The organism is Salipiger sp. (assembly GCF_059781815.1).
In genome coordinates, this window is the sequence record NZ_JBYNAH010000210.1 from 1 (window position 1) to 9,308 (window position 9,308).

General features: G+C 67.7%; 10 protein-coding genes. 2 read left to right on the forward strand and 8 right to left on the reverse strand.

The window, feature by feature from the left end:
* The 6 genes from AC6RA4_RS19875 to hslO form a co-directional block, all read right to left on the reverse strand.
* Window positions 1-735 (reverse strand): ABC transporter transmembrane domain-containing protein (locus AC6RA4_RS19875; protein ID WP_500163317.1); only part of this gene is annotated, 735 nt, incomplete at its 3' end.
* Window positions 732-2,576: an ABC transporter ATP-binding protein gene (locus AC6RA4_RS19880; RefSeq protein WP_500163319.1), complete on the reverse strand. Its 1,845-nt coding sequence runs from the start codon at window positions 2,574-2,576 to the stop codon at window positions 732-734. The genes AC6RA4_RS19875 and AC6RA4_RS19880, both read right to left, overlap by 4 nt.
* A 43-nt stretch (window positions 2,577-2,619) precedes the next feature.
* Window positions 2,620-3,204: a LysE family translocator gene (locus AC6RA4_RS19885; protein WP_500163321.1), complete on the reverse strand. Its 585-nt coding sequence runs from the start codon at window positions 3,202-3,204 to the stop codon at window positions 2,620-2,622.
* Window positions 3,205-3,214: 10 nt separating this feature from the next.
* Window positions 3,215-4,363: a CCA tRNA nucleotidyltransferase gene (locus AC6RA4_RS19890; protein ID WP_500163322.1), complete on the reverse strand. Its 1,149-nt coding sequence runs from the start codon at window positions 4,361-4,363 to the stop codon at window positions 3,215-3,217.
* The gene (locus AC6RA4_RS19895) at window positions 4,360-4,965 is read right to left on the reverse strand and encodes a CoA pyrophosphatase (protein ID WP_500163324.1); all 606 of its coding nucleotides are present in this window, start codon (window positions 4,963-4,965) and stop codon (window positions 4,360-4,362) included. The genes AC6RA4_RS19890 and AC6RA4_RS19895 overlap by 4 nt, the downstream gene beginning before the upstream one ends.
* Window positions 4,962-5,945 (reverse strand): Hsp33 family molecular chaperone HslO, encoded by a 984-nt coding sequence (gene hslO, locus AC6RA4_RS19900; RefSeq protein ID WP_500163325.1) that lies wholly within the window; start codon window positions 5,943-5,945, stop codon window positions 4,962-4,964. The genes AC6RA4_RS19895 and hslO overlap by 4 nt, the downstream gene beginning before the upstream one ends.
* A gap of 77 nt (window positions 5,946-6,022) precedes the next feature.
* On the opposite strand from hslO, the gene AC6RA4_RS19905 reads away from it, so the two are divergent.
* The gene (locus tag AC6RA4_RS19905; protein ID WP_500163326.1) at window positions 6,023-6,460 is read left to right on the forward strand and encodes an NUDIX hydrolase; all 438 of its coding nucleotides are present in this window, start codon (window positions 6,023-6,025) and stop codon (window positions 6,458-6,460) included.
* Between the two features lie 36 nt (window positions 6,461-6,496).
* On the opposite strand, the gene AC6RA4_RS19910 is transcribed toward AC6RA4_RS19905, so the two are convergent.
* Window positions 6,497-7,744 carry a PP2C family protein-serine/threonine phosphatase gene (locus tag AC6RA4_RS19910; RefSeq protein WP_500163328.1) on the reverse strand — a complete coding sequence of 416 codons (1,248 nt, stop codon included), beginning with the start codon at window positions 7,742-7,744 and terminating at the stop codon, window positions 6,497-6,499.
* Window positions 7,745-7,883: 139 nt separating this feature from the next.
* Between AC6RA4_RS19910 and AC6RA4_RS19915 the strand changes: the two genes are divergently transcribed.
* Window positions 7,884-8,219, forward strand: a complete 336-nt coding sequence (locus tag AC6RA4_RS19915; RefSeq protein WP_500163329.1) for an Hpt domain-containing protein — start codon at window positions 7,884-7,886, stop codon at window positions 8,217-8,219.
* A gap of 103 nt (window positions 8,220-8,322) precedes the next feature.
* Here the strand turns inward: AC6RA4_RS19915 and ilvA are convergent.
* Window positions 8,323-9,308, reverse strand: a 986-nt coding sequence (gene ilvA, locus AC6RA4_RS19920; RefSeq protein WP_500163331.1) for a threonine ammonia-lyase IlvA, incomplete at its 5' end; no start/stop codon positions are given.

Here is a 9,308-nt window from a genome sequence, read left to right on the forward strand (position 1 = left end):
CAGCGCTGCCTCGTCCTCGAAGGAATCATGCGCGAAGAGCTTCACCGTCTTGATGTTGGTGACGGTGTCGACGAGCTGGCCCGTCACCATCGCCCGCGCCGCCGCCCGCGCCTTGGACCGGATCCGGATGCGCGGCATGAAGTAACGCAGCAAGAGCCCGTAGACCACGACCCAGAGCACCAGCCCGATGGCAATGCGCCAGTCGATCGCGCCGACGAGAAGGATCGAGCCCGCCACCGAGGCCAGCGCGAAGAGCATCGCCTGCACCACCTCGGAGACCACGTCGTTGAGCGCGCGGGCGGTCTGCATCTCCTTCTGCGAAATGCGCCCGGCGAAATCGTTGTCGAAGAAGGTCACCGAATGGCCGAGCGTGTAGCGGTGCACCCGGCTCAGGATCAGGTTGAACACGTTGGGCTGCATCACCACCGACTGGGTGTAGGCCGAGAGCCCGAGGATCGCCGGGCGCAGAAGAACGAAAAACAGCGCGCAGAGGATCAGGAAGGTGGCGTTCTCGCCCAGCATGGTCTCGGCACTGCCACCGAGCGCCCGGTCGATCACGTCGCCCAGCAGCTTCGCCGCGAGCACCTCGGTCACCCCGCCCAGCGCCGACAGGATCGCCGCCGGGATCAGCACCAGCCACGCGCCGCTCAGCGCCCAGCCGACGAAGCGGCCAAGGGTCTGCGGCGGCGGGGTCTCGGCGCGCGAGAACGGGTCGATGATGTCGGACAGGGTCATTGCGCTGCCTCCGTGTCTGGATCGAGGAAGCCGCCGGATTGGCGGGCCCAGAACTGCGCATATAGGCCCTGACGCTGCAAAAGCACGTCATGGCTGCCTTCCTCGACGATGCGGCCGCCATCAATCACGAGGATGCGATCCATTTGCGCGATGGTCGAAAGCCGGTGCGCGATGGCGATCACCGTCTTGCCCTCCATCATGCCGTAGAGCGTATCCTGAATCGCCGCCTCGACCTCGCTGTCGAGCGCCGAGGTGGCCTCGTCGAGCAGCAGGATCGGCGCGTCCTTTAGGATCACCCGCGCCAGCGCCACCCGCTGCCGCTGCCCGCCCGAGAGCTTCACCCCCCGTTCGCCCACATGGGCGTCATAGCCGGTGCGGCCCTGCGGATCCTGCAGTGTGAGGATGAACTCATGCGCCTGCGCCTGTTTCGCCGCGGCGATGACCTGCGCTTCGGTGGCATCGGGCCGGCCGTAAAGCAGGTTCTCGCGCACCGACCGGTGCAGCAGCGCGCTGTCCTGCTGCACCATGCCGATGGCGCGGCGCAGGCTGTCTTGCTGCACTTCAGTGATGTCCTGCCCGTCGATCAGAATGCGCCCGCTCTCGGGATCATAGAACCGCAGAAGCAGCTTCACGAGGGTCGATTTCCCCGCTCCCGAGCGCCCCACCAGCCCGATCTTCTCGCCCGGCGCGATGGTCAGCGAGATGCGGTCGAGCCCGCCGCTGTCGCGCCCGTAATGGTGGCTCAGGCCCTCGAGCCGGATCTCGCCCCGCGTCAGCGTCAGCGGCTTTGCGTCCGGCGCATCGACCAGGGTGATCGGCTGGGCAATCGTTTCCATGCCCTCGGCCACCACGCCGAGCTGGCGGAAGAAGGTGGTCAGCGCCCACATGATCCAGCCGGTCATGGCGTTGAGCCGCAGCGTCAGCGCGGTTGCCGCCGCCACCACCCCGACCGAAGCCGCACCCTGCATCCAGAGCACCAGCCCCCAGCCCACGACGCCGACGATCAGCAGCCCGTTCAGGATCACCAGGGCCACATCCATGATGGTATAGAGCCGCATTTCGCGCTGGAACGTGTCGCGCGCCTGGTCGATGGCCTCATGCGCGTAGTCGAGCTCCTGCCGGTCCTGCGCGAACATCTTCACCGAGTGGATATTGGTATAGGCATCGACCACCCGCCCATTGACGAAGCTGCGCGCATCCGAGGCCGCCTTCGAGGCCGGCCCGACCCGGCGGATCGTCCAGCGCATCAGCAGCACGTAGCCCGCGAACCAGAGCAGCAGCGGCAGCATCAGCCGCGGATCGGCATCGGCGAGCAGGACCGCCGCGCCGAGCACGTAGGCGAGCGAGAAGGTCAGCGCGTCGAAGACCTGGAACACCGCCTCGCCTGCGGCGGGCGGGGTCTGCATGATGCGGTTGGCGATGCGCCCGGCGAAATCGTTCTCGAACCAGCCGATCGACTGGCGCAGCACCTGCGCATGCGCCCGCCAGCGGATCAGCGTGCCGAAGTTCGGCATGATCGCGTTGTTGAGCACCAGCACGTCTAACGCCTGCAGGAGCGGGCGCAGGAACAGCACGAAAAGCCCCAGCGCGATCAGCGCGCCGCCATGTTGCTCCCAGACCTGCGCCGGATCGCCGGCGAGGATGTCCACCACCCAGCCCATGGCCCAGATCAGCCCGATCTCGACCAGCGCCACGACGACCGAGAGCAGCGCCGCCCAGACGAAGAGGGTCCGGAACGGGCGGGCATAGTCCATCAGGAACGGCAGCAGCCTTGTCGGCGGCCGGTCCGTCGGGGTGTAAGCCGTGTAGGGGTCTACGAGATTTTCGAAGAAGCGGAACACTGGGGAACATCCTGTCGCTTGCGGGCGCAGTCTCCCCGATTTCCTACAGGAAGACCATGACGGAAAAACTGCCCAGAGCGACGGCCATGATCCGGGTGAAGACCCGCCACGCGGTCGGCGTGGTGAGCAGGTAGGTGAGCAACGCACCGGCGCTGGTCCAGAACAGGCAGCAGACCAGGTTGATGCCGGAAAACGCGCTGCCGAGCCGCACCGCCTCCCACCACGGGCCACTGGTGCCCGGATAGGCCGAGGCCGCCGCCAGCGCCACCGCCCAGACCTTGGGATTGACCCACTGGAACAGCACCGCCTCGATCAGCGTCATCGGCCGGTCACGCTCGGCCTTGCCCCTGCGCCGGTCCGAGGTCCACAGCCCCCACGCCATGTATAGCATCCACGCGCTGGCGGCGATCTTCAGCGCCAGCTCCAGCATCGGCGCCTGCTGCAGCAGCGCCGCGATGCCGAGCCCGGTGAGCCCGGCAGTGATGCCCACGCCCAGCACCACGCCGAAAAGATGCGGCAGCGTGCGGCGGATGCCGAAACGCGCGCCGGAGGCGGTCAGCAGCACCACGTTGGGGCCGGGCGAGAACAGGCCGAAGAAGACGAAGCCGTAGAGCGGGTCGATATTCATTTGCAGGAGGTCACTTCAGAAGGTCGGCCTTGGTCAGGGTGAAGCCGGATGCGATCCAGCGCCGCTCGCGCTCGCGCAGGGCCTCGCCCAGCGCCGGGCCCTCATACTCCGGCATCAGGTCGCGCGGGCGGATCGGCAGCTTGGCCCCTGCCCCGGTGGCGATCTGCGCTTCGAGATCGTCGGCAATCGGCTGGCCGAAGCTCGCCCCGCGCAGCGCCGCGACGTCGCGGGTCATCGCCTCGCCATGGCGATAGGCGATCTCGGCATAGCCTGTGCTGGCTGATATCAGGCTCTGATACGCCTCGAGATGCCTCTGGCGCGCCTTCGAGAGCCGCAGGCTGCGCGCGTCGAAATAGCCCATCACCGCGAGCCGGCGCATCGGATCGGGCGCCAGCCCCGCGCTCTCTTCCAGCGCCACCAACGGCGCCAGCATCCGCGACGTGGCGCCGGGCAAGACCCGCGCCAGAACGCCCACCTGCTCCATCACCGCCACCGAAGGCGCCGGATCGGGGGCCGAGAGCAACCGCGTGATCTCGTGCCCGACGCGCTCGGCCGAGAGCGCCTCGAGCCCGTCGAGATTGGCGGCGATGCCCGCCAGCGCCTCGGGATCGACGCCGGCCTGCGCGTCACCATACCAGGCGTGAAAGCGGAAGAAGCGCAGGATGCGCAGGTAATCCTCGCGGATACGCTCGCCGGCATCGCGGATGAAGCGCACCCGGCGGGCCTCCAGATCCGGCAGGCCGTTCAGCGGGTCGAGCACATCACCGCGCGCGTCAGCATAGAGCGCGTTCATGGTGAAATCGCGCCGCGCCGCATCCTCGGCGATGTCGTCGGAATAGCGCACCACGGCGCGGCGGCCATCGGTCTCGACATCGGCGCGGAAAGTGGTGACCTCGTGGCCGATGCCCTCGGCCACCACGGTGACCGTCCCGTGGTCGATGCCCGTGGGCACCGGCTTGAGCCCGGCGGCGACGGCCAGCGCAACGACCGTGTCGGGGCGCGCATCGGTGGCGATATCGACATCGGCCACCGGTGCCCCGAAGAGCGCGTTGCGGACGCAGCCGCCCACGGCGTAGGCGGCGTGGCCGGCCTGTTCCAGCATCGCCAGAACCTCCTGCGTCGACGCGCAGCTGAGCCACTCCCCCCCGACCCGTGTCACGGCGAGATCCGCCCGGCCAAGGCTCGCAGCATCCGCGCCGTCGCGCCCCAGATGTAATAGGGGCCGAAGGGCGCGGTGTAGTAATAGCGGCGCTGCCCCCGCCAGCGCCGCCACTGGATGCTGTAGCGCGCCGGATCGGTGACATGCTCGAAGGGCACGCGGAAGATCTCGGCCACCTCACCGGGCTCGGCCATCGGCGTGAATTCGTCTCTCACAAGGCCCAGAACCGGGGTCGCGAGAAAGCCCGTCACCGTCTCATGCGGCGCCATCGTGCCCAGAAGTTCGACCGTCTCGCGCGGCAGCCCGACCTCTTCATGCGCCTCGCGCAGGGCGGCATCGACCGGCCCGTCATCGCCCGCGTCGACCTTGCCGCCGGGAAAGGCGATCTGCCCGGGATGATGCTTGAGCCGCGACGAGCGCTTGGTCAGCACCAGCTCGAGCCCATCCTCGCCGGGCAGGAACGCGGCCAGCACACCGGCTGGCCGCAGCTTGCGATTGGCGGGCAGGACCGTCTCGGGGTTCAGATCGAAATCCGATGACGGGGCGTGCTCCCCCGTCACCGCCCGACGCAAGGCCGCGATCTGATCCTCGGTCCGGCTCACTTCTTCGCCTCGAACCCCACGCTTTGTGGATCGAGCTCATAATGGGCGCCGCAGAACTGGCAGTCGGCGGTCACCAGCCCCTCCTCGGTGGTCATCTTCTCGATGTCGCGCGCCGAATAGATCGACAGCGACTGGCGCACCCGGTCCTCCGAGCAGGTGCAGCCGAAGCGCACCGGCTGGGCGTCGAAAACGCGCGGCTGTTCCTCGTGGAACAGGCGCACCAGCAGATCGGTCGGCGGCAGGTCCGGGCCGATGAGCTCGAGCTCATCGACGGTGTCGACGTGGAAGTTCACCCGGCGCCAGTTCTCTTCCTCGTCGCCCTCGACGAGATCCTCGGCGCGCAGCAGCCCGTTCTCGCCCGAGCCGCCCTCCCCGCTCTGCGCGAAGGGCGAGGCCTTGGGCATGGTCTGGATCATCAGGCCGCCGGCACGCCACTCGCCCGAGCCGTCCGCCTGCAGGGCGCGGCCGAAGTTCAGCGCAAAGCGCGTCGGCAGCTGCTCGGACTGGGCGAAATAGGCCTCGGCGCAGGCCGCGAGCGAGCCACCGGCGATCGGCGTGATGCCCTGGTAGGGCGTGGTGCCCTTGCCCTGGTCGATCAGGATGGCGAAGTAGCCGTCTTCGAGCTGCTCGAAGGCGGGCGCATCCGACACCTTCTCGGCGTCGTAGCTGGCATAGGCGCGGATGCGCGCGGGTTCGCCCTCGTTCTCGGGGGCGAAGTAATCAGTGGCGATCATCCGCACTGCACCGCGGGTCTGGACCTGGAGCGAGAGCTTCCAGCGCAGCTTCACCGTCTGGCCGATCAGCGCCGTGAGCAGGGCCATCTCGGCCACCAGCGCCTCGACCTGAGGCGGGTAGTCATGCTGGCTCAGGATGCCGTTGAGCACTCCGTCGAGCCGCGCGACACGGCCCCGGATGTCGGAGAGGTCAAGCTGAAACGGAAGGACGGTGTCGTCCCAGGCAAGTTTGCTGCCGATGGTCATGGGGTTTCCTTATTTGCCGGCGGTTGGCATACCGGCACCATATAGGCAGGACAAGGCAGGAACCAAGGGGGCCCCCGATGATCGCACGCTATGGCCAGCCGCCGGAAACCGGGCGGAAATACACACTGCGCCCCGGCGCTTACGCGATCCTGCCCCGCGACGGAGCGCTGCTGCTGACCCATCAGACCGATCCCTGGCCCGAGTTCCAGCTGCCCGGCGGCGGCATCGACCCGGGCGAATCGCCGCTCGAGGCGCTGCACCGCGAGGTGCTGGAAGAGACCGGCTGGCGCATCGCCAGGCCGCAGCGGCTCGGCGCCTTCCGGCGCTTTACCTACATGCCGGAATACGATCTCTGGGCCGAGAAGCTCTGCATCATCTACATGGCGCATCCGGTGCGCCCGCTCGGCCCCCCCAGCGAAGACGGCCACAGCGCGCATTTCGTGGCGCCCGGCATCGCCGCCGATATCCTCGGCAATCCCGGCGACTGCGACTTCGTCAAGCGCTTCGCCCTCTGAGCCCCGGCACACGGTTGAAGGCTCACGGCTCAGGACTCATGGCCCGTGGTACTCCACCAGCGCCGCCGAGACGTCATCCTCGAGCGGGTGGCCCGGCGGCGTGAGCTGGCTCAGACGCCAGTAGAGATCATCGAGAAACTCGGTGCCGCTGGCGGCGCGGCAGTCGCGTGCCAGCTCGATCAGGCCGCGCTCGTCAAGCATTCCGCCGCCGCTCAGCCGCGCCTCGGTCATGCCGTCGGAATAAAGAAGAATGCGGTCGCCGGGCGCCAGCGAGAGCCGCGTTTCCTCGTAGCTTGCATCGGGCAACAGGCCCACCGGCAGGCTGCCGACGCCCACAAACTCCATGTCGCCATCGGCGCGGATCAGCAGCGGCGGCGGGTGGCCGGCGCGCACCAGCGTGACAAGCCCTGACCCCAGCTCGAGTGTGAGATAGGCCATTGTGAGGTATTCAAGCACCCCAGGGTCCGCCGCGAGCCGCTGGTTCAGCCGCATCGCCACCACCTTGGGCGGGCAAAAGATCATCTGTCGTTCGCGCCGCCGTTCGAGCGCGATGTTCTGATCGGGAAAATCGCCGCCCAGATAGCCCGCCACCCGCGCCGTCATCAGGGCCGAGGTGATGCCGTGGCCCGAGACGTCGATGCAGTAGACCCCGACGCCGGTGGGATCGGGGCTGAACATGCCCACCAGATCGCCGCCGACATGTCCGCAGGGTTTCAACAGCAGGCTGACGCTCGCGGTGCGGAACCGCTGATGCCGCCGCGGCACCAGCGCCTGCTGGATGGTGCGCGCCTGCCGCAGATCGCGGTCGATGGCGTCATAGGCGGTGCGCAGCTTGCCCAGCGCCTCTGACAACTGCCGCTGGGTCGATAAAAGACGCGCGCCGGCGTTGATGCGGGCGCGCAGCTCGTCGGAGCTCACCGGCTTGGTCAGGAAATCGTCCGCGCCCGCATCGAGCCCGCGCACAATGGCGCCACGCTCGTTCTTCGAGGTCAGCAGGATGAAATAGCCATAGCGCTCCGCCGACAACCGACGGAACTGGCGGCAGAACTCGAGCCCGTCCATCCCCGGCATCATCCAGTCCGATAGCACCGCGTCAAAGGCGATCTCGTCGCAGAGCGCGAGCGCCTCCGCGCCGCTTTCCGCCTGCCAGACCTCGAACCCCCAGTGCCGCATCATCGCCGCAAGGATCTTGAGCTGCGCCGCACTGTCATCGACCAGAAGCACGCGCTGGATGATGGCGGCCGACTCGGACGGGGCGGCAATGGGTCTCTGGTCAGGGTGCAAGCGGCATCCTCGTTCGCGCAGGTCGGGCCTGTCTAGCCGATCTCCCCTAACGGTTCCTTTCGGATTGCCGGCGCGCCTGCCCGCCCTTCGAAAGGGTTTCTTTACCCGATCACGTTACCCCGTCCTCAGGAGGTGCCTCATGATCGACTGGAACCGGGTTGCCGAGCTGCGCGATGAAATCGGCGGTGCCGATTTCGACGAGCTTGTGCCGCTTTTCCTGCAGGAGGTCGAAACCACGATCGCCGACCTTCAGGGGCTGCGGCACAGCCCACCGCAAACCGAGGCCGCGTTGCATTTCCTGCGCGGCAGCGCGCTCAATCTCGGGTTCGCAGCATTTGCGGAACTCTGCGGCGAGGGCGAAGCAACCGCCCGATCCGGTGCCACCGACGGCATCGATCCCGCGCTCATCGCCCGGGTCTACGAACAAAGCCGCGAAGCGTTCCTGCGCGATCTTCCTGACCGGCTCGCTGCCTGAGGGCCGCGCGCCCGACGCAGAGATCCTGCAAACCTCGGGACACACCGGAGAGGGCGCAGCCCGCCGAACCCGCACAGGCTGCCAGGCCGGGGCCGAGCCAGGATCAGATCAGGAACTGCGCCAGCACCTCGTCATCGGTGATGTCCCGATAGGTGTACCCGTGCGCATCGAGCTTGCCGAAGAGCTCTTCGAAATGCACCGGGTCCGAGGTCTCGATCCCGATCAGCACCGATCCGAAGTTGCGCGCCGATTTCTTCAGGTATTCGAAGCGGGCGATATCGTCCTCCGGCCCGAGGAAGCCCAGGAAATCCTTCAGCGCGCCAGGGCGCTGCGGCAGGCGCAGGATGAAATACTTCTTCACCCCCGAATAGCGCAGTGCACGCTCCTTCACCTCCGGCAGCCGTTCGAAATCGAAATTGCCCCCCGAGGTGATGCACACCACCGAGCGGCCGCGGATCGACTGGCCGAGATCCTTGAGCGCATCCACCGCAAGCGCGCCGGCGGGCTCGAGCACAACCCCCTCGACATTCAGCATCTCGAGCATGGTGGTGCAGAGCCGGTCCTCGCTGATGGTCAGCGTGTTGGCGAGACCGACGCCCTTCAGGCGGTCAAAGGTCTTTGCGCCGATCCGCGCCACCGCCGCGCCGTCGGCGAAGTTGTCGACCCGCTCGAGCGCCACCGGGTGGCCCGCCCGCAGCGCCGCCTGCAGGCAGGCGCCGCCCCGCGGCTCGACAAAGGTGTACTGACAGCCATTGCCGAAATAGCTCAGCATCCCCGAGCCAAGCCCGCCACCGCCGACCGGGATCACCACGTGGTCCGGGGTGCGGCCAAGCTGGCCCTCGATCTCGACCGCGACGCTGGCCTGCCCCTCGATCACGTCCTCATCGTCGAAGGGCGACAGGAAATGACCGCCCTTCTCGGCGCAGAACGCCTGTGCCGCCGCCAGCGTGTCGTCGAAGTAATCGCCGGTCATCACCAGCTCGACGGCGTCGCCACCAAACATCCGGGTCTTCTGGATCTTCTGGTCCGGCGTCGTCACCGGCATGAAGATCACGCCCTTCTTGCCGAAGTGCCGGCACATGAAGGCCA